Genomic DNA, 18999 nt, shown 5'->3' with positions numbered 1-18999 from the left:
GAGCGCTGGATGAGAACCCCTACCAGGCCCACTAACATCGACGCCACGAGGGTCCCATACAGAATGGTCGACGTGGTGGCCTGAGCGCTGGCTTTGGCCTCGTCGGTGCGCTGTTTGAGCAGATCGGTTTCTTCGCCTTCCATTTGGTCAATAATCTTGCGGATTTCACCCATCATGTTCTTGCCTTGATCGTTGAGCACTAACTGCATCGCTGTATCGGCTCCTTTCTCCCGGCGCACGTCAATTGTTTCTTGCAACAGTGCTAGCCGATTAGCCAACAGCGGCGTAAGCTGGTCCAGGCGCTGCTGCTGGTGTGGATTATCCGCAGTTAAGCTCCGCACCTCTCCCAGCGTGGAGTCAACGGTCCTCTTTGCCTGCTGGTAGGGCTCCAGATACGTTTCGCGCCCCGTCAGTAGATAGCCATCACGGCCTGCCTCCGCATTGTTCGTTTCGGCAATCAGGCTTTCCACTTTTCCAATCACGCGATAGGTATGTGCCACCCAATCGGCATTGTCGATCAGCGCGACGGTGCTACGATACGAAACGGCCTCGACAACGATCAAAATCAACAGCGCCAAGCCAAAGCCCAGCAAAATTTTCACTCCAATGGTGAATTTCATACGGATACATCTCCAGGAAAGGAATGGTGAAGGAATTGCTCCGGCGGCGGCGGTGAGTGCGCTGCGTCGGACTTGACATTGACGTTTGACGTGGTCCGCATACCGGTCCGACCACCGGCGAAGAACACAGGATGCGAAAAAACCGCCGCCAGATTCAGCACGGCCAGCCCATTGGCGGTTCGTCTCTGCACATACGCTGTAGACAAAGCGGCCAGATCGTCGCTGGTCGCAATCAACTGATCCAGCGAAAACAGCTCGATTTGCTCCACTTCGTCGACTCGCAGTCCGACTTCGATTCCGGCGTGCCGAGCCAACACGATGGCTCCGCGCTGTAGGTCGTCGGACTTGGATAATCCCATCATTTGCGCCAGATCGAGCACGGAGTAAATGCGGCCTCGGATATTGACAACGCCCAATAGTTCCGGCGGAGCACCGGGAAGGGGCGAGCAATTGACGCAAGGATAGACCTGAACGATGCGGGAAAGCTTGATGCCGTAGCGCTCCGCCGACAGCTTGAATGCCAGCACGGCGCACGTTTCGCCGCTCGACTCACGGCGGCTGGAGCGCTGCGCCAACATTTTCGCTCGGCGACGAAACTCTTTAGCCACGGCCGCTGCTGCATTCTCGGTGGCCGGGGCAGAGCTTTCGTCACGACACAACGGGCCTTCCGGCTTACGCTCCGCATTGATTTCTTCGAGTGTTACATTCATGGTTCGTTTAGCGTTTCGATGTGCATATGAGCCAACTCTTGTAGTTCTCCAACCGCCAGCCCGTCGGAGTTGGGCACAAGTTCGTCAGGGGGATTTTGGTCGAGCAAGCGCACCACGTTCCGGAAAGAGCGGATGGCATCGGCCTCCAGGTTTTGCTTTAGTTGCACCAAGCCCAGGTAATAGTGGGCCAGGGCAAAATCACGATCGAGATAAATGGCGCGCCGCAAAGCTTCTTCGGCGCGTTCATGCGGGGCAACCTGATCCAACAACAACCCATAGTAAAAATGGCAGACGGGATCCATGCGGTTAGCGACAAGCAACTGCTGACAAAGTTTCAAGGCAGTGCCAATTTCGCCACGGTCGGCAAGTTGCCGGAGGTGAAGCAGCTCGGTGTTGGGGGATGGCCCTGAAGCAGGTGCTGCGGTTTTCGCGGTCAAAAGCTGTCTGGTGTTCTCGGTTTTTACCAGCGGCTGGGCTTGCTTGCCGACGCTCTCCGGCGGCCGCGGGAACAAGCTGCTTGGGAGAAACCCTGCGGATGGGAGATCGAATCGTTCGGTGATGATTTTCTCGTTTTCCCCCGTCTCGATTAGCCGATGGTCGCTCCCTTCCCGCCGACGATAGAAGGCGACCTGCGGGATCGATACCGTTTCAAAATGGCGAAACAGTTCCACACTGTATTCGGCGGGCCCTACCGCCAGCCATCCGCCCTCGACCAAAGAATGGTGTGCCTGGTCGGCCACGCGGCGCGACACTTCCAGACCGAAGTAAATCAGCACGTTCCGGCACAGAATTAGATCGAAGGCGAAAAGATTGTGCACCAACGATGGAAACGGGTGCCGGGCCAAATTGTGATATTGAAACGACACCCCATCCTGGTAACGCGGATCGATCCGCCACAGTTTTCCTTCACGGCGAAAACAAGCCGCCCGCAACTCGTCCGAAATTTCTCGCAAAGCCCAATCTTCAAAGCATCCATGAGCGGCCCGCGCCAAGAACTTGCGATTGATGTCCGTTCCGAGAATGGAAACATCCCATCCCTGCAGCCGGCCGCCTAATTCTCGCCGCAGCAAAATCGAAAGCGAATATGCTTCCGCGCCGAACGAACAGCCCGCGCTCCAAATTCGCATGCGCCGCACGTTCTCATTTTTTCGAATGATTTCCGGAAAGACGGTTGTCTTTAAAGCCTCGAAGAGTTCCTGATGGCGGAAAAAGTAGGTTTCGCCAATCGTCAAAAGTTCAACCAAGCTGTCCAATTCTGCGTTTGCATCCTGATTCTCACGCAATAACTCAAGATACGGGCCGCACTCGGACAAGCCGCGCTTGCACATCCGTTCGGCCAGGCAAACGGCCAGCGATTCCTGATGATCGCGGAAATAGCACAATCCGGTCGCGCCAATGACGTGATCGCTTAGCGACGAAAATTCCGGACTCTGCACCAGCGAGCTTGGGGTGATTACCGTCATGAGCACGAAACCGTCTCCTGCAAAGTTGCCAAGCGTTGGCGTTCTAGCTGCTGCAATTGGGTCAGCCTTTGGCGTTCCGCATCGATCAGCAGCCGTTCCGGCGACAACAGGAGCGCCTTCTTGCCTTCCACTTCCAGCGTGGCGGTCGCAGTGTCATTGAGGCAGCACCGGTCGCCCAGGGGCATCATTTTCCCATCGCTTTCGCCAATGATTTGCGATACCGCGTCCACCTGCAGCGCGATCCGCGGTGCTTCGCACTTGAGCACGATCAATGGCGTGTATAAGTCGGGCTCACAGGGAGGTAATTCGAACAGATGCCGCAGGTCGATAACCGCCACGGGATCGCCGCCGAAATTGAGAAAACCCGCCAGCAGCGACGGCGCGCATGGCGGTCGTGTCAACTCAGCCATCGAAACAATCTCTTCGACTGCAGGAGTGGGAAGGACGTACGCCTGATCGTTCAGGCGAAACACGAGATAGCGTCGATCCAAGTGCGATGGCATGTGACACCCGCGGTGAATCTCATTCTGCTTCGTCTCAAAGGGAGGAACACTGCGCGCGGCATGGTGGGCCACCGCTCGTTAGAATCCTGCCCCAACGTCGAGCGCTGTTTTGGACGCACTCCAACGGGAGCATAGGTTGCACACGGATGCGTGGCCAATTTGCGGATTGCCGCAAACCGTTGGCCACACTTTGCGAATCTTGAAGATGGATTGCAGTTCCGTAATTGATGTTTTCGGCCACGCCGCGCGATTTATATTTGCTCCCAGGTTTGCGGGAGTCCGCGTTTGAACTTCGCAAATCGTGCAGTAGGGTTGGCTATCGACACGAGTACCTCGGTTAGGTAGTGTCCTCATGGCAATGAATTGGGAGGTGGCGAGAAATCGCGCGGCTGCAAAAAGGGGCAAAATGATTTCGGCACCAATTGCAAAGGGGACGGGCGCCTTCGCCCAACACCCTCTGACAACCGGCCATCAACCCTCGGCCTCATACAACTCGCTACTGGCGGCGTTGCTTGAGTCCACCGATGACGCCATTGTTTCCAATACTCTGCAAGGCATTGTTACCGTTTGGAACAAGGGGGCGGAACGCCTGTTTGGCTATACGGCGGAGGAAATGATCGGAAATAATATCCGCACTATCCTACCCACAGATCGTCAGGGGGAGGAAGACGAAATCCTCACCCAGCTAAAACACGGTGAACCGATCAAGCACTATGACACAGTATGCCGTTGCAAGAACGGTCGCTTGGTGCAAGTTTCCAGCAGCGTTTCACCGATCCAATCCTCCGACGGAACGGTGATGGGCGGAGTCAAAGTTGTCCGGAACGTTACCAAGCGCAAAACAGCCGAAGGCACATTTCGGATCGCGGTGGAAGCTTCGCCCAGCGCGATGGCCATGGTCGATCAGAACGGTTTGATCGTGCTCGTCAACGCCGCCCTGGAAAAATTATTCGGTTACAGCCGGGAAGAATTGATTGGCCAATCGATCGATCGGCTGATTCCGGAGCGCTATCGAGCCGCTCATGCCACTTATCGAAATGCCTATCTAGCCCAGCCTGAATCCCGCATGATGGGAGTTGGACGCAACCTGTACGGCTTGCATAAAAATGGGACCGAGTTTCCCGTCGAAGTAAATTTGAATCCGGTCCACAGCCCACGAGGGTTTGTCGTGCTTTGTGGAATTGTGGACCTCACTCATCGAAAGAAAATCGAAGCCGCCGCGGCCCGGCATACTCAGGAACTGCAGCGGTCGAACAGCGCGCTGCAGGAATTCGCCGGCGTGGCCTCCCACGACCTTCAAGAACCGCTGCGTATGATCGTCAGATACACCGAGTTATTGAAGGAGTACATCGGGCCCAAACTCGACCATAAAGCCGAAAAGTACATCGGTTACATCGTCGGGGGAGGAAAGCGAATGCAGGAATTGATCGCGGACTTGCTGGCCTATTCTCGAATCAATATCCAGGATAAGCCTTTCGTTTCCACCGACTTGAACCTGACGCTGAAACAAGTTCTCGAAGGCTTACAGGCCCTGCTCGAAGAGAGCGGCGCCGTAATCACCAGGGACCCTTTGCCCACGTTATTCGGCGACCCTGTGCAGTTGCGTCAATTATTTCAAAACCTGATCAGCAACGCGATCAAGTTTCGCTCCGACCGCACTCCCCGCATACGGATCGCGGCTCGGCAGGAAGGACATCAGTGGCGCGTATCGGTGGAAGACAACGGCATCGGGATTGAGAAGCAATACTCCGACTCGATCTTTCAGATGTTTCAACGGTTGCACGAACGAAGTAAGTATGAAGGCAACGGCATCGGATTGGCGTTAGCCAAGCAAATTGTCCAACGGCATGGAGGACAAATTGGCTTCGAATCCGAACTCAACGTAGGAAGCACCTTTTTCTTTACGCTGCCTGCACAAGGAGCTGGCAATGGATGATTCCATTCCTGGTCTGGTGATGCCTCGGAGAAACGAATCCCTGGATGGTAACTCTCCAGCGAAACGAATTCTCATGATCGTGGAAGATAATCCGGCGGATGCAGATTTGGTCGAGGAATTGCTGCAACAGGCCGCCCCTGATGCCTACCAATTCGTGCATGCTGGAAAACTTGCGTTGGCGGAACAAAAGTTGCAAGCAAACCATCTGGACGCAGTACTGCTGGATTTGCGACTCCCCGATGCATCGGGTTTGGCCAGCGTGCGGGCCATTCGTGATTTGGCCAGCGACGTTCCCGTCGTGGTGCTAACAGGTACCGACGACGACGAGCAACTGGCTTTGTCTTGCATCCATGCCGGCGCCCAGGATTTCTTAAGCAAAGCCGATCTCCGGCCGGTGGCGCTCCGTCGCGCCATCGGGTACGCCATTACCCGCACGGAAAGCCAACGGGCCGAGTATGTGCTGCGTGAAACCCTCACCTTGCAGCAAGCGATCCTCGACAGTGCCGATCGCAGCATCATTTCGACGACCTCCAACGGCGTTATTTCCGTCTTCAACAAGGCCGCCGAACGCATGCTGGGCTATACAGCGGACGAAATGGTTGGCAAGAATTCGCTCGAAGCAATTCACGTTCCCGACGAATTGGCTCTGCAAGCCCGAGAAATCTCCATGGAACTCGGCCGCACGCTTGATCCAACGTTTGAAGTCCTGATTATCAAGCCGAAGTTCGGCCAGCCGGAGGAGCGCGAATGGACCTATGTCCACAAAGACGGCTCCCGGTTTCCGGTGCTTGTCTCCACAACCGCGCTGAGAAATTCTCAAGGACGCATCAGCGGATACCTGTGCATTGCCAACGACATCACGCAGCGCAAGCGGGCGGAGGAAGAATTGCGCAGCGCCAAGCAAACCGCGGAGTTAGCCAGTCGCGCCAAAAGCGACTTCTTGGCCAACATGAGCCATGAAATTCGCACGCCCATGAACGGCATCATCGGCATGTCCGAGCTGGCCTTGGCCATGCCGCTGAATGCCGAACAGCGAGACGCTTTTGAAACCATCAACGAGTGCGCCGAAAGCCTATTGACCGTGATCAACGACGTACTCGACTTTTCCAAAATCGAAGCCGGAAAACTGGAATTGGCGACCACCACCTTCGATCTGCCCGATAAACTGCGAAACTTTTTGCATATTCTTGCGCTCTGGGCCCGCCAAAAGAACCTGGAGCTGGACTACCAGGCCGCGCCGACGGTGCCAACCTGGGTGGTGGGCGATCCCGATCGCCTGCGGCAAGTGATCGTGAACTTGGTGGGCAATGCGATTAAATTCACCGAGAAAGGAACCGTTACTTTACGGGTACAATTGGACGAATCGACGGAAGTCAACGAGCAGGAATGCCTGCTGCATTTTTTGGTGACGGATACCGGCATTGGCATTGCTCCGGAAAAACAACAATTGATTTTCAACGCCTTCACCCAGGCCGATGGGTCCATGACACGTCGATTTGGTGGGACCGGGCTGGGATTAACCATTTCCGCACGCTTAGTCGAGCTGATGGGGGGGCAAATCTGGGTGGAAAGCCAACCCAATCAGGGAAGTGTGTTCCATTTCACGGCCCGCTTTCCGATTGCGCAGATTGGCGAAGAACAATCCGGGTCAGCAGCGCCGCTGAATCTGGTCGGCCTGCCGGTGTTGGTGGTCGACGACAATCCCACCAGCCGGCGCATGCTTCAAAGCATGCTTGGCAACGGCCAAATGAGCCCCTTGGTGGCCTCGACCGTTTGCGAGGCAGTCATCGTGGCCAGAAATGCCGCCGCGCGGAACAATCCCGTTCGCCTAATTTTGGTCGATTCATTGATTCATGATATGGACGGGCTTGTGCTCATCGAAAAAATGCGCACACAGCTCAGCCTCGTCTGTCCCACCATCATGATGCTCAGTTCCGACCTAAACTCGGAAGACGTTCAGCGTTGCCAAGCTCTCGGAGTATCCACGTACTTGCGCAAACCGATCCATCAGGCCGACTTGTGGGATGCGATTCATGATGCCCTGCGTCAAGGTTCGAATTCATCAGAGAGTCTTCCCCAGTTCAGCCACCCGTCGTCCACTTCATGCTTCGATCAGCAGGCATCAGAGCCCGAATCATCGTCCAGAAATCTACAGATCTTGCTGGCCGAAGACAACCGAATCAATCGGAAAGTAGCCGTCCGGATGCTTGAGGACGAGGGGCATCGGGTAACCGTAGCGGGCACTGGACAAGAGGCGCTGGATGCATGGGAGAAACAAGCATTCGATTTAATCTTGATGGATTTGCAAATGCCCGATTTCGACGGCTTGGAAGTTACCAAGATGATCCGCAACCAGGAGCGAGAAACCGCCAAACACACACCGATCATTGCCATGACAGCCCATGCGATGAAAAGCGACCGCGATTGTTGCCTGGCGGCGGGGATGGATGGGTATCTCTCCAAGCCGGTCCACGCGCAGGAGCTACGCCGGGTCATTTATTCTGTTTTAACCGCCGAGCCCGTCGCAGTAGCGCTTTGCGATTGGGCTGCCGCTTTGGAGTTTACCAACGGCAACCAAGAGTTTTTGCGAGAAATCGCCTCCATGCTGCTGGAAGATGCGCCGCCGTTGCTGACCAGTATCCGCGGCGCTATCGACGGCCAAGATGCCCAGCTCCTGGCAAAATTGGCGCATCACCTAAAAGGCTCGTTAATTCCCTTTGCCGCTTCCGCGGCAATCGCCCAGGCGGCTCGCTTGGAAGCGCTCGGTCGATCGGGCGGCCTAACCGCCGCGCAGGATGAATATCAGCAACTGGATCGCGAAATCAGCCGCCTCCTGGAAGAGTTACGTCGGCAAATTTCCGAGCCTTGCCTGACCTAATCCACCCCGCATGAAATCCTTCGCCAACAGTGATTCGCATGTATTCGCTTAAAATCAACATCATCGGCTGCGATGACCGCGTTTTGCCGCCCGTGGCGCGCGAAATCCTGCACCGCTGGGCCATCATCGATGTCGATTATCCCAGCATGGCTGCCGCCATCCAACAAGCGTTGGTCACTGAAAGTGAACCCCGGCTGTTCGTGGTGAATATCGATTCGGCCGACGCGGTGCAAGAGTTGAAGCGGTTAAGTGGCAGCTTCGCGGGGTGCCCCATCGTGGCCATCGTCGACACCGCCATCGATTCGACTCTGGTGGTGAGGTGTATGCGGGCCGGCGCCACGCAAGTCATCCAGTCTCCGGTGGACCCTGAAGATTTGGGGGAGACCTTGAATTGCATTAAAGCGCAGCATGGCAGAATTTCCACGTTGGCCCGTCTGGTTGCAGTCAGCGGGGCCGTGGGAGGCTGTGGCGGAAGCATGATTGCCATCAACATGACCGACGCTTTGGCCCGCTTGCAAAGGGCGCCCTGCATTCTGATGGAGCTGGCCCTGCGAAAGGGAGTCCTGGCAAACCATCTGGATATTACCCCGCGATACAGCATCGCCGACCTGGTCGCTGACATCCAACGGGTAGATAGCTTCATCCTTCGCGGAGCTTTGACCGAGGTGGCGGAAAATTTTTCCGCTCTGGCCGGCCCGTACCAAGCTATTGAATCGGTGACCGCCGATACCGACACCGTCATGCGATTGGTGACTCTCACGCGACATTTGGCGTCGTGGCTGGTCCTGGATGTGCCCTGCACTTACGACGAGCTTTTCTTCCGCGCGCTGACAACGGCCGATCAAATTGTCGTCGTGGTGGACCAAACCGTGGCGGCCATCCGCGGCGCCCAAATGGTCTGCGATGGGATCGGGCAACGTCAGCCCTTGATTGTGATTAATCGATACAACCCCAAAATCGAAGGTTTGACGGTCGATCGAATTCAACGTTTCCTGCCCACGTGCCAGATATGTACCGTGGAGTACGACACGAAGGTAATCGATTCGATGAATCACGGTCAAGCGTTGAGACTACATGCTCCGCATAGCCCGATCTTGCCGGATATCGATCATCTAGCAACTGTGATCGACTCCCCGGTTCCCGCAGATCAAACCAACCGAAAACAGTCCGGCCTTTTGGACCGGATTGCACGTGTCTTCTCCCTTTCCTAAAGGACATTTTATGACTTCCGACGTGATCCGTGTGTTGCACATCGAAGACGACCGCATCCAGCAGGGAATTGTCTCGCTGCACCTCTTGGCGATGAAAGAATGCCATTTCGACATCGAACATGCCGCCAAGGAAGACGAAGCCGTCGATGCCTGGCTGCGCGGCAGTTTCGACCTGGTCATTCTCGACCATCAATTGGCCGAGGGAAACGGCGTCAGTTGCCTGCGCCGCATTCGCCAGTTCGACCCCGTCGTGCCGATCATTGCAGTCTCGGGAATGGCCACGCCCGAAGTTGCCGTCGAATTGATCGAAGCCGGCGCCGACGATTACTTGAGCAAGCAAAACATGACGGGCAACGTGTTAAGCCAAAGCGTGCTCAACGTCATGACCCGCGCCAATTCGTTCAGGAATCGATATTCAGCGCTGCGCAGCACTACCCCCACTCGCGCCGCGACATAGTTATCAAAGCGAGGGTGACGGGACTTGAACCCGCGACCTCCAACGTGACAGGCTGGCGCTCTAAACCAACTGAGCTACACCCCCGTCGCTTTTTTGCTTTTACCGGCAAAATCCCATTATCAATTCTCAATACCTTTTTGCAATCGGGCGCTTCTCGGTGGGGGGGCAATTTGAATTATCGAAAGCCACTTTTCTCGACCGAGACCGTCGGGCGATGTTCAAATTGTCCCTGCAGCAACTTCTCAACCTTCACTTCGCGCTGGTCCACTTCGCACTGCCCACCCCCTAAAACCACGACGGCGACTGGCGGTGAACGGTTCACCGGCAATCGCCTAACGGTGCGGCAATTTTAAGCCAATTGGCCGGTTTTCGCAAGCCGCATTAGGATTGCGAACGAACCACCGCCAGGCGACTGCTCTATGGCCCATGTAGTCCGGAACACAGCAGGCATCCGCGTTACAAGCCAGCACCCTGGTGCACTGTTCTTGGCAATCAATCCCCTCGTGTGCATCAACGCTATTTCCGCACTTCCAACTCTCATCGGCCAATCTTGCTCCGGAACATGCCGACTGTACCAGCGGTAACGAAAATGCCGGCTAGTCCGCTCGTCGGCAACCCGCGGCTTCGGCATATTTCTCGCATGCACTTTCATAACGTAGACTTTCATGACGTTCCATAATGTCCTGCAAGACCGCGCCGCAACCGAAGTGAAATGCGCGGGGGCAAAGCCATGCACGACCTTTACAACCACGCACTGCAGTGGACAAACCGTCTCGACAAAGGAGACTGGTTGGTTGTATTGATCGTGGGCGTATTGATTGGCTTTTTTTCCTTGCGGGGTTTTGGATCGCGGTCGGATTATTAAAGGGGCTCCTAGCCCGGCGTTCCGTTGTCGCATAACGCCTGCATGGTGCTCATCGGCGCCGGATATTGAGAGACTCGAAACGACCCAAAAAACCTGGAACCCGCGGACATTACCTCTTACTTTCCTCGTTAACGCGTTTTTTGCCCACCTATGCAATTCCTAGCTGAGATCGATTGGTCAAACCTTCATCTTTCCACCACTGTGGCCCTGGCCGCGGTGGCATTGATCGGCTACTTGGTTGGGCGTCGCAAACGGGAACAGCAACAGCTTTCGAGCGAAGTGCAAGCGCGCCGCGAACTCAAACGCGCGCAAGCCGTGGCGAAAGAACTGGAGCGCATCGCCGTGGCCGTGCGGCGGAGCATTGCCACGCACCACTCCAGCGTGTTGAAATTCAAAGATCGCGTGTCGTCCTTGGGCAGCGATCAACAAGAAGCCGCCTGGCAAGAATTGTGCGCCGAGGCGGAGGGCATGCTGAAACCCACGCTCAAATTGGCCGCACAGTTGGCCACCGCTTACGACGAAATCCGCCAGCAATCGAACAACTTGATGACCTTCACCGAAGTCCGCACTGATCCGCTGACGGGCGTCAGCAACCGCCGCGCGCTGGACGAAACTTTGGAATCGATGTTCAACATGATGCACCGTTACGAGCAGCCGTTTTCCGTGGCGCTATTGGATCTGGATCACTTCAAAGAAATCAACGACGAGCAAGGGCATTTGTATGGCGATCGCATGCTCAAGGCGGTGGCCCGCTTGCTGGACGACAATGTTCGCGATACCGACATGGTGGCGCGTTATGGCGGCGAAGAATTTGTGATCGTCATGCCGCAAACCACGCTCGCAGGAGCCTCCACATTTTCCGAACGCTTGCGGCGGCGCGTGGAACACCAGTTGCCGCTGACGGTTAGCTGCGGGGTTTCGTTGGCCGCAGACGGTGACAATCCGCAAACACTGTTGGCCCGCGCCGATGCCGCCCTATACAGCGCGAAAGCCGCCGGCCGAAATCACGTATTTCACCACACAGGCTTAACCATTCTCCCGGTCGGCGATACGTCCGAAGAAGAACCCGCAGCAGTCGTTGTGCAACAAGCCTGAGGCAGAAGCAGCCGGTCGCCAAAGCGACTGCAAACTTCTACAGCACTCCCTGAGCCGGGTTATAGCCCAGTTCTTGGGCATGGCGCAAGTCATGATCGGCATCGTCCTTGTGGCCTAGCTTGTCGTACACCAACCCCCGGTGGTGATACATCACGGCCAAATTGTGTTCCATCTCCTTCATTCTTAGAGTCCATTCACGCGGATCCATGAACTGCTGCGTTTGTAATCTTCGCCGGTCAGACTCCGACAGCAAGATCGCCCGCTTCAGGTCTTTCAGCGAGTCGTCGCTGCGATCCATCAAAAACAGCAGATAACCACGCGTGTCCAGAAACTGCGGATTGCCTTCACCCACCTCCTCCAACGCTTTGTTGATGTCGACCAGTCCCTCGGGCAATTCCAAATTCGCCAAGGCCCGGATATACGCGCGGGTGTTCAGGTTTTCCGGCGTGGGACTCAGCCGTACGGCGTGCGTGGCGTCGTCGAGCGCTTCCCGATAACGCTCCAAACGCACATAGATCCAACTTCGACCTGAATACACGAACGACAGAACTTCGGTGGATTCGGTTAATCCGAGCAACTGGTTCCAATCGGCCAGGCTGCCGTTCAAATCATCAACTTTTTCGCGATACTGAGCACGCCGGAAATACAGTTCCCAGGAATGCGGGCTCCAGCCGATTGCATGGCCCAAGTCGGAAATCGCGCCGGCATAGTCGCCGTGCCAAAACTTTTGCTCGGCACGGCTGCTAAACCATTCGGCCACGCCTTGCCCGACCGCCGAAACGATTTGCGGACCAAATATCACCGGGACAACAATTCCCAACAGCACGGCTACCAACACCAACCGCTTGGTCCGAACCGAAACGTTCGGCCGACGGGGCACTTCTTCGCCTGGTACCTTCAAATCCTGGAACCGAGGCGCGATGGGAAAACCGTGCTCGTCGAACTGGCGAAAATCAGTGGCCATATGGTACGCTTGTCGTCGCAAAATCGCCCGTACTCCAAACATAAGCATAAATGCCCGCTCGAGCAGCGGCAAGCGAAAAACAGGGGTGTAAATTTGTCCGCTGCTGCTGGCCTGCCGGCAAAATCGATGAATTTTACCACGCTGCCGACTGCGCGATAGCAGCTTGTCCCTTGGCGGGTCGCACATCGCCGACACGGGGTTTGCCTGAGCCGCATTGACGGGTTCGGTCGGGCATCGTAAATTGCATTACAAGGCCTGAGGAATTGCCGCGCTTTCGCTTGCTGTGCCACATTGCTTCTCGTTGCAGGCGCGGCGCTCAGGTAGGTCTAGCCCACGGGAGGATTCATCTATGCCCCTATTCGAGGTTGAAACCGACGCACACATCATCATCACTTGGGCAGCCAATGATGACGACGCAAATCATGTGGCCAATCAAGCATACCCAGGCGAAAGAGTGTTGCGCTTGACCAAACGCCCGCGCGACACTTGGGTCATTTCCAAATCCGTACTGGGCATCAACGGTCACATGGATATTTGCCACACCGCCCGCGATTGCCTGAGCAAAGCCCACGGCGACAAAGTGCACGCCATCCGCATTTACATGCACGAAACGGGTGAAGATTTAGATCGGGCCCGAAAAGTGATCGAATCGAACATGGTGATGGGCTGGTAAGAGCTAATTGCTTGCTCGATCATTCCATTGAATGTAGCCAAATTAAATGCTTACCTGGCATTGGCGCGTCGAAATTTGAGAGCGGCTAGGAGCAACAATAGCAATGCCGCGCCGCCGCCGGCAGCATAGATGATTTCCATCGGCAACGGCGCCGGATCGACCAATTCAAACGAGACCAGCGTGTTTTTGCTGACGGGATCACCATTATCAACCACGCCCAATAAAACGCTGTTGCCGTTGGGCAATTTTGGCCCCAAGCACAGGCCTTCCAAATTCTCGCCGATGGATGTGCTGGAAAACAACAATTTCTTTGTCACGGGTTTGTAGCTTTGGCCCTTGAGTCCCTGAGCCAAAGCCCCTTGGCTCACGTCGGTAGCGCCGCCGAAATCGACCTGGAAAATGCGCGTTTCGAAAGTTGGGATGCCTTCAATGGCCGATCGCTCCAGCGTAAGCAGGGTGCCATCGGGCAGGACGGTCAAGTCGCTCAATCCACTGCAAAAAGGGGCGCCCACTCCGGCGTGAATGGGCTCCAAAACGTAGGCGTATTCTTCGGCCGGCGTCAATGTGTTGCCATTCACCGCGAAACGCACCAGCCGCACCACGCTGCCGGCCGTCGTGGTGGAAGGCACTCCATCGGCGGTCAGCGCTTCTTCGTTGGCCGTCCAGATTTCCTTGCCATCGGCGCGGCGGGTGAGCGATTCCAGCCCCCGGTTATCGACCTGCGTGATGAACACCGGAGGCATCTTGACGGTTTGCAGCAACGTGGCCGATTTATCCAAACTGTATTCGTATAGCGCCGGCGGCGGCGGAGTGGCTTCGTTGCTGAGGAATACGCTGTTGCGCTCCTGGCCGGTGTAAGCGATGCCCTCGTAATCGCGGCTGGTGGGCACCGTGTGGCCGCCGGTCACCGCAAATTGGTCGATCGTGCCGTCATCCTTGAACGTGACTTTCAGAAACACCAGATGGTTGGAGTTATCCATCACCGACACATAATGATTGTCGAACCCGTAGGCGATGCCGCTCAAGCCCGTTATGGTAAACATGACTCCGTTTTGATCGGCAGCCTTGTCCACGCTCAGATGTACTTTGCCTCGATAGTTGAGTGTGAGTGTTTTCGCCTCGTCGGCCGCCTGGGTCGATAGACAATGGCCGACAACCATCGCAAACAGAGCGACCGGCTCAAATTTCAACGCCATGCCACGCATAACTTCCGGCTGTAAATACTGGCAACCTGCGATCTTGCTTTCCCCGAACTGCAATTCAGAATCGAGACAAGTCGCGAATTAGCCTCAAGGTAGACCGGGGCCAATCGGGGGTCAAGAAGTTGCCGGCCAAACCGTGCCGCCACAGCAGCCCGTGGCGGTCGACCGTCAGCGGTGGAGAAATAAATGGCGTCTATCGCAAGATGATTCTCACCAAGCAGCGTGGGCCGGCAATAAAGCGGGTGTGGCGGCTGTCGGGTTGGGCGAACTGTAGGCCGGCTGAGCAGCTTCGCCGTTGGAGCCCGCGCCTTGATAAGCACCGTATACTTCGCCGTTGGAAGAAGCAGGAGACGAAGCCGACGCCAACGCCACGTTCGACGGCGCTGGGCTGCTCTGGGCCGACTGAAAACTGGCCGGCGTCACGCTGCCATTTTGCGAGTGGTTGTCAGCCGGAGCGCTGCTGCCCGAGGCGGGTTGAACCGTTGTTCCCGTGGGCGAAATGTAATTGCTGGTCCCGCCGGGGCGATATTCCGTGCTGCTGCCTGAATTGCCCGTCACGGCAGATGGGGAGTATACGTTGGGCGGATTGTATCCTGTGTTGCCAACGGGGGGATTGGCCGATGCGCCTGGTTGGTATCCAGTGTTGCCTTGATTATATCCTGTGGCAGCCGGTTGATTTTCTCCGGCGGGTTGAGAGTAACGATCGCCGCCAGCGGGGTACGAACTGCCGCCTGCAGCCGGAGCGGCTGACGGAGCAGAGTAGCGATCAGCCGGCGGCGCGAAGTTGCCGGCGGCATTGCTCGCACCATTTGCGACGCCAGAGTAACGATCGTCCGCCGACGTCGTGGACGCGGCGGCCATTGTTGTATTCGTAGTCGGAGCGGCTGCAGTGGCGGGTGGAACGGCGGGGGCCATCGCGCTGCGGGCATCTGCAGTTCGATAATCCTGCATTGATTCATTCGCAGGTGCACCGGCAGTTGGCATCGCCGATTGCGAGGCAGGAATTGCAGCGCCCGATACATAGCGGCTGGCTGAACCACCGCCGTCGTATGTGGGATTATAAAAACCTGATTGCGGTTGGCCGGCGCTGGCCGATGTAGCAGCCGTTGCGGCGCCAGGAGTGGTCCGGTAAGCGGGCACGCTGGCCATAGCGGTCGCGGGGTTGACGGCGCCGGAATTTGCAACTCCAGCCGTCGGGCCGTAACTGGGCGAAGTAGGGGCTGCAGCTCCAGTGGTATATCCGCCTGGCACGGCGCTTGCCACACCATAGCCCACGGGAGGGCCGGGGTTCACCGCACTGTTGCTCCAAGCACTTGGCGCGCCGACAGCAGGCGCGGCGCCGCCCAGCTTCGCCGGTGGATACGGTGTCGTTGGATAGATGGCGCTTTGATAACCAGCCGGCGCGGCGCCGTAACCGCTCAGGCCAGCGGCGCCGCCGGGATTGATCGCCGCTGGATTCGTGGCAACCGCTGTAGCAGCGACTGGCGTAGCACCAACAGCCGCAGGTTTGGCAATACCCGCCAAGGAATTGTTAGGATTTTGATTCGCGCTGGGCAACGCTGCCGCCGTGGCGTTAAATTTGGGAGCATCACCACCGGCAACGGCGGCATCGGGCTTTTTGCGCCACCAGGCCAACGAGCTCCAGCTTGGACCGCTTGAGCAGCCGCTTACACCGATCATTAACAACCCAACCACCACGATCCGGCCTGATGTGGCACGCATGGCAGGAAGCACCCTTTAACTTGGTCAGGGCACTAGAGTCCACGTCCGGCAGTTTCCGACTTCCCTGTCGAAATGCGCTGACCGGCGGAATCCTCTTTCCCTGAGGATGTGAAACTGAAAAGATTTGTTTGAAGTGACCGTCCGGCGGCGTTCGTCCCTTGCCGTCCTATTTATTCAGCTTCGGCAACGGCCACGGACAAACTCCACGCAATCAACACAAACTGCGACGTTCGCTCGCTAGCATGCGCCTCTGGCTGGGACGGCGAGGGACGGATTCTAGCATCCCCCCCACAACGGTCAACGGCAGATTGAACGAACTTTGTGCTATCGCAGCACTGACTGCGGCAATTCGGACGGCAACCCCAATGGGTGCGAGACAGACGACCGTTTCAGCTTTTTTTCGCCGCAGCGTAGTTTTTGGCGACAGCATCCCAATCGACTACATTCCAAAATGCGTCAATATATTCCGGGCGACGATTCTGGTACTTCAGATAATAAGCGTGTTCCCACACGTCCAGGCCGAAAATTGGCTTGTTACCGCTGGCATTGGCGGCGGCGCCCATTAAGGGGCTATCTTGATTGGGCGTGCTTTCAATGGCCAATTTGCCCGTCTTGCTGTCGACGGTCAGCCAGGCCCAGCCGCTGCCGAAGCGCGTGGTGGCGGCCTTCGTAAACGCCTCCTTGAAATGATCCCAGCCCATCAGATCTTTCTGAATGGCTTCGGCCAGGTCGCCTTTGGGTTGGCCTCCTTTGCCTTTGCCCATGAGCAGCCAGAACATCGAATGATTCGCATGACCACCGCCGTTATTGCGCACCGCCGTGCGAATTCCCTCGGGCACCTTGTCGAGACTGGCGATGAGCAGTTCGACCGGCTGGTTGCCCAAATCGTTTCCTTCCAGCGCCTTGTTCAAATTGTTGACATAAGCGGCGTGATGCTTATCGTGATGAATTTCCATTGTTTTAGCATCGATGGACGGTTCCAAAGCGTCGAAGGCATAAGGCAGGGGAGGTAATGTGTATGCCATGGCGTAATCTCCTTTTCCGTGTGTTGCGAAAGCAGCCAGCGATCGTGAAACAAAACCACGCGCGTTGGTTAAACAGAAGACAATCTTTGCGCAGCATACTCGATTGATGCTGGACCCGCAATCGGCTGGAAGCAAATAGAGCCCCGATTTCAGAACGGATTTGAGATGGGTTTCGCAGCAGCGTTCCTGCTAAACCACGAAGAAGGTTTTGATCCGGGAATTGCCCGATCTGCCGCACAAAGCTAAAGACTTTAGCGAGGGTTTGTTGCGGCTTGGTCCCGCATCGATACGACAGCTTCGTGCTGTGTTGGCGAATCGTCAATGTCTTGCGGCAGCGCATCTAAAATCTTCCTGACAGCACTGTCGGAAAGTTCGCCGGCATCGTTGGCCATCAGGTAAGATCGCAAACTGACCAGCGCGCGCCGGGCCTGGTCCAGAGCGGCGGCATAGCGACGATCACGTCCGCGCCAGGTTCTGATAATCACTTCGATATTAGTTTGCGGCGGCAGGTCCAAGATTCGCCCGGCAAATTCGCAGTCAGGCTGCCTGGTTTCGCGAGCAAATTTCAACTCCACGACCAGCGGCACCGAACGATCCGCTCGCCGTCGGGCCGGCGCTAACATTCCAGATTGCAAAACCAATTCCACCCGCTCGTTTTCGATAGACGTGACCTGACCTTGCTGGTCGGACACAAATCCGCGGAGTTTTTCCACGGTGATGTCCAGCGGCACGTTGGTAACGAGGCATTTTTCGAGCAAGGGTCCGGTGGTGGCTTTGCGCCAAAACCGCCACCGGCGGCGCGTCTCAGTAGGTTCGCTGCTCCATCCGCTGCCAAGTTGAACCACCAAATTGCGACCCGCTTCTTTGGCCGTCAGGAGCGCGCGGTCGGCGCGATGGAGCATGGTTTGGGCGGTATCGCCCGCTTGAAGTTCGGTCACGCCGAAACTGGCAAAGCAGGGCTTTCCGCCGATTTCAGGATGCGATAATTCGCTGAAAGCCCGCCGCACTTGTTCGGCGCGTGACGCGGCCGAAGCATTATTGCAATCGGCGCAGAGCATGACGAACTCCTCCCCGCCGAAGCGGGCCACCAAATCGCCGGGGTGACAAGCGCTTTTCAAAAGTTGCGCAAAGCTTTTGATGATTTCATCGCCGGCCAAATGGCCGAAGGTGTCGTTGATTTGCTTGAAGCGGTCGATATCGCAGATGATTAAGCTGCAAGGTAGTTGACGTTCGCGGTGGGCTTCGACAAACAAGGCGTGCGCGCGATCGAATTCGGCGCGGTTGGCCAATTGCGTCAGCGGATCGCGAATGGCTTGTTGGTATAGATGTTGACAACGATCTTCCAGCGACGCTTCTCCAGAAGCATCGTGCAAGAGGATCGTCACGCCTTGCGTCGCGCCGTCAGGGCCCACGATGGGAATCATGTGCATGTCGACGGGCAAATCGCGACCACCACGACCGCGAACCAATAGCCGCCGTAACGACTGCACGCCGCTGTGCATGGCCTGCGCCACGGGACATTGCTCGTCGGCAATTCTCCGGCCGTGTTCGTCGCGCAGGTTCACCAGGCTGGGAACAAAGAGCCGCTCGAGCATGCTGGAACCGTTGATGCCTGTCAGCCGTTCCGCCCCGCGATTCCAATGCATCACCTGCAATTGAGGGCCAAGGAAAATGA

Annotated in this window: 15 protein-coding genes and 1 tRNA gene; 6 read left to right on the top strand and 10 right to left on the bottom strand. The window is 56.6% G+C overall.

Features of this window, described 5'->3' with window-relative positions; genetic code table 11:
- The 4 genes from VMJ32_11665 to VMJ32_11650 form a co-directional block, all read right to left on the bottom strand.
- On the bottom strand, nucleotides 1–620 hold a 620-nt coding region (locus VMJ32_11665), incomplete at its 3' end, for a CHASE3 domain-containing protein (GenBank protein ID HTQ39678.1).
- Nucleotides 617–1330, bottom strand: a complete 714-nt coding sequence (locus tag VMJ32_11660; protein HTQ39677.1) for a chemotaxis protein CheW — start codon at nucleotides 1328–1330, stop codon at nucleotides 617–619. The genes VMJ32_11665 and VMJ32_11660, both read right to left, overlap by 4 nt.
- On the bottom strand, nucleotides 1327–2793 hold the full coding sequence (locus tag VMJ32_11655; protein ID HTQ39676.1) for a CheR family methyltransferase: 1467 nt from the start codon (nucleotides 2791–2793) through the stop codon (nucleotides 1327–1329). Before VMJ32_11655 ends, VMJ32_11660 begins: the two co-directional genes overlap by 4 nt.
- On the bottom strand, nucleotides 2790–3296 hold the full coding sequence (locus tag VMJ32_11650) for a chemotaxis protein CheW (GenBank protein ID HTQ39675.1): 507 nt from the start codon (nucleotides 3294–3296) through the stop codon (nucleotides 2790–2792). Before VMJ32_11650 ends, VMJ32_11655 begins: the two co-directional genes overlap by 4 nt.
- A 406-nt stretch (nucleotides 3297–3702) precedes the next feature.
- Between VMJ32_11650 and VMJ32_11645 the strand changes: the two genes are divergently transcribed.
- The 4 genes from VMJ32_11645 to VMJ32_11630 are packed head-to-tail and all read left to right on the top strand — an operon-like array spanning nucleotide 3703 to nucleotide 9778.
- Nucleotides 3703–5232 carry a PAS domain S-box protein gene (locus VMJ32_11645; protein ID HTQ39674.1) on the top strand — a complete coding sequence of 510 codons (1530 nt, stop codon included), beginning with the start codon at nucleotides 3703–3705 and terminating at the stop codon, nucleotides 5230–5232.
- Nucleotides 5225–8110 (top strand): response regulator, encoded by a 2886-nt coding sequence (locus VMJ32_11640; protein HTQ39673.1) that lies wholly within the window; start codon nucleotides 5225–5227, stop codon nucleotides 8108–8110. The genes VMJ32_11645 and VMJ32_11640 overlap by 8 nt, the downstream gene beginning before the upstream one ends.
- Before the next feature lie 38 nt (nucleotides 8111–8148).
- Nucleotides 8149–9321 (top strand): hypothetical protein, encoded by a 1173-nt coding sequence (locus VMJ32_11635; GenBank protein ID HTQ39672.1) that lies wholly within the window; start codon nucleotides 8149–8151, stop codon nucleotides 9319–9321.
- Nucleotides 9322–9331: 10 nt separating this feature from the next.
- Nucleotides 9332–9778 (top strand): response regulator, encoded by a 447-nt coding sequence (locus VMJ32_11630; protein ID HTQ39671.1) that lies wholly within the window; start codon nucleotides 9332–9334, stop codon nucleotides 9776–9778.
- A 9-nt stretch (nucleotides 9779–9787) separates the two neighbouring features.
- Here the strand turns inward: VMJ32_11630 and VMJ32_11625 are convergent.
- Nucleotides 9788–9862: transfer RNA gene (locus VMJ32_11625), tRNA-Asp, on the bottom strand.
- A gap of 931 nt (nucleotides 9863–10793) precedes the next feature.
- Between VMJ32_11625 and VMJ32_11620 the strand changes: the two genes are divergently transcribed.
- Nucleotides 10794–11738 (top strand): GGDEF domain-containing protein, encoded by a 945-nt coding sequence (locus VMJ32_11620; protein ID HTQ39670.1) that lies wholly within the window; start codon nucleotides 10794–10796, stop codon nucleotides 11736–11738.
- Nucleotides 11739–11775: 37 nt separating this feature from the next.
- On the opposite strand, the gene VMJ32_11615 is transcribed toward VMJ32_11620, so the two are convergent.
- Complete coding sequence (locus tag VMJ32_11615; GenBank protein ID HTQ39669.1) at nucleotides 11776–12702, bottom strand: tetratricopeptide repeat protein; 927 nt, start codon at nucleotides 12700–12702, stop codon at nucleotides 11776–11778.
- A 349-nt stretch (nucleotides 12703–13051) separates the two neighbouring features.
- Here VMJ32_11615 and VMJ32_11610 point away from each other — a divergent pair, with 349 nt between their 5' ends.
- On the top strand, nucleotides 13052–13375 hold the full coding sequence (locus VMJ32_11610) for a DUF6793 family protein (protein HTQ39668.1): 324 nt from the start codon (nucleotides 13052–13054) through the stop codon (nucleotides 13373–13375).
- Nucleotides 13376–13425: 50 nt separating this feature from the next.
- On the opposite strand, the gene VMJ32_11605 is transcribed toward VMJ32_11610, so the two are convergent.
- The 4 genes from VMJ32_11605 to VMJ32_11590 form a co-directional block, all read right to left on the bottom strand.
- On the bottom strand, nucleotides 13426–14571 hold the full coding sequence (locus tag VMJ32_11605; protein ID HTQ39667.1) for an esterase-like activity of phytase family protein: 1146 nt from the start codon (nucleotides 14569–14571) through the stop codon (nucleotides 13426–13428).
- Nucleotides 14572–14787: 216 nt separating this feature from the next.
- The gene (locus VMJ32_11600; GenBank protein ID HTQ39666.1) at nucleotides 14788–16299 is read right to left on the bottom strand and encodes a hypothetical protein; all 1512 of its coding nucleotides are present in this window, start codon (nucleotides 16297–16299) and stop codon (nucleotides 14788–14790) included.
- A gap of 389 nt (nucleotides 16300–16688) precedes the next feature.
- Nucleotides 16689–17324, bottom strand: a complete 636-nt coding sequence (locus VMJ32_11595) for a superoxide dismutase (GenBank protein HTQ39665.1) — start codon at nucleotides 17322–17324, stop codon at nucleotides 16689–16691.
- 251 nt (nucleotides 17325–17575) lie between these two features.
- Nucleotides 17576–18999 (bottom strand): diguanylate cyclase (locus tag VMJ32_11590; protein HTQ39664.1); only part of this gene is annotated, 1424 nt, incomplete at its 5' end.

This window comes from Pirellulales bacterium (genome assembly GCA_035499655.1).
Taxonomy (GTDB): Bacteria; Planctomycetota; Planctomycetia; order Pirellulales; family JADZDJ01; genus DATJYL01.
Note: the sequence above shows the minus strand (reverse complement) of the source record. Positions and strands in the feature narration are given on the sequence as shown.